The sequence below is a fragment of the Desulfocastanea catecholica genome (assembly GCF_054657295.1).
The window spans coordinates 1-1,965 of record NZ_BAAHYZ010000088.1 but is presented as its reverse complement, the minus strand read 5'-3'; the positions used below and the strand labels follow the sequence as shown (position 1 = coordinate 1,965).

Sequence of the window (1,965 nt, the reverse complement as noted above, 5' to 3'; positions counted from 1 at the left end):
ACTTGCGTTTGCGGCCAATAAGTTTACAAATCGGCTGAAACCCTTGCTGGCCATGGATTTGCGCCGGGTGGCCATTTTGGTCGTGTTACTACGGATTTTTGTCCTGTTCGGACATGTGAATGACCCGCGCCGGTGGCTTTATCTTCAATGATTTAAGGACGTTTTCTACATCTTTAGTCACCTCATTGCGCATGAGCACACGATATTTTAAATCAAAAAATTCTGTAACCTGGAGTGACTCCAGGGCCCTTTTGATATGATGCCACGACTTGCCACAGGAGATCTCGGCCACCCGCTCAATCTGCAGCGCAAGCACACAGATCTTGACATGGGTTTCTATCCGGCGCGAGGCCCAGTGGTACATCGGCGTCATCTTGATCTGCGTTCGCTTGAGCGAGCGGAAGCAGCGTTCGATGACCATCAGGCTCTTATAACCGCAGGCGGCATCTTCCAGGCTGATAGTGTCATCGTTGGTCTCGATCACCCATTTGCCGTCATATTTGGCGGCATCCGCCACCGCTCCCCGGTCGATACGCAGTTGACCGCCTTTCGTGGTTCGCAAATAGCGTTTGAAGCGACGGGAAGCGAGCAGGTCGATGGCCCATTGGGCATCGGTCGAATGATCTTTGTGGCTGGCCAGTTCGCTCTCGAGGTGTTCGACGATCATCTGCCGGTGTTTGGCCTGCCTGTTGGCTTCCCCGGGATTGTAACAAAGGATGTACCGGCGCCGTCTCTCACCGTCGCCGATGATAACCTCCTTGGCCTGAAGGTTGTCCTTGAAAATGGTGTAAGGTCCCCGTTTGCCGAGCACCTCCCCCTTGATCTCGGCAATGGAGGCCATGCGGCAGGCCAAAAGGTATTTGCCACACGCCTTGGCCAGCTCAGCCCTATTATCCGTCGAGTTCATGCCCGCATCAGCGACAAACATCGCCCGTCCGAGATTCCAACCGCGAAGATCGGCGCGAACTTTGGTTACGGTCGTGACATCGGCGGTATTGCCGGGCAGAACCCAGCTCCGTACCGGGATACCATCGCGGGTGACGGCCAAGGCGACCACCACCTGCGGCGCCCAGTTTCCCTCTTTGGCGTGTCCGAATTTGCGTAGGGTGGTGTTGGAGTCGGGATCGCTGTCGTCGTCCTCATAGTCCACATGGAACGAGGCGGTGGTGGTGTCGTAGAAGATAAGATCGACTTCCAGGTTGAAGAGGTTGGCGGTGTTGAAAAAGACCGTCTTCTCTACCTCTTCGATATTGGCGTGGAGCAAGTCCATGGCCTCGTACATATGCCGGAGTTTGAGATCCTGGCAGGATGGCAGGTAGACGGTAGACAGCCAGCGGTCCCAGACGCCGAGTTTGGATTCCGGCATGCAGAGCCGGTTGGCAACCATGGCCAGCAGGGCTCGCTCCAACTGTGCCCGACCACCTGCCGCTTGTTCAATGGCCTCGAGGCACTTTTTCAAACCCAGCCTTTCCCAGAGGGCGTCTATGACCAAAGGACACCCCAGGGCGAGAGTCTGCTTAATCTTCATGTCGGCCGGCAAGCCGACGGGAACTGCCGAATCCTTGGTGATAGCCAGAGGTTCATCAAACCGCAGACCACAAACGCGGCCTATGGATTGGCAGAGACGTACCAGCTCCTGGCGGTCGAGTTGGTCGACCCGGCCGAAGTTGTGGATGATTTTGGCAACGGGTTTGCGAGTGTCCGGATGCCGCTCGTTGTGGGCGAGCTGGAAGTACTCGACGACCGAGCCGTCCTTGTTGGTGCGTTTTGTGATTCGTAGGTACATGCTTACCGATTTAGCATTTATCTTGCTTTATTACAAGCTATAAAATTCAATTCGTGTGCCTACAGACTTGAACCAAAACCTAACAACGGCGAAACGTATGACGCTGTTTTTGCGTATGAAAAATTTTACGGAGCAGCGGAATCGGACTTTTTTGTGCTTACACGCCGCAAACGCAAGTA

1 protein-coding gene is annotated in these 1,965 nt (G+C 54.8%); it reads right to left on the bottom strand.

The features are described from left to right. Positions 1-88 precede the first annotated feature (88 nt). Positions 89-1,786, bottom strand: a complete 1,698-nt coding sequence (locus tag ACYQ8U_RS22880) for an IS1634 family transposase (protein ID WP_459947874.1) — start codon at positions 1,784-1,786, stop codon at positions 89-91. Positions 1,787-1,965: the final 179 nt, after the last annotated feature.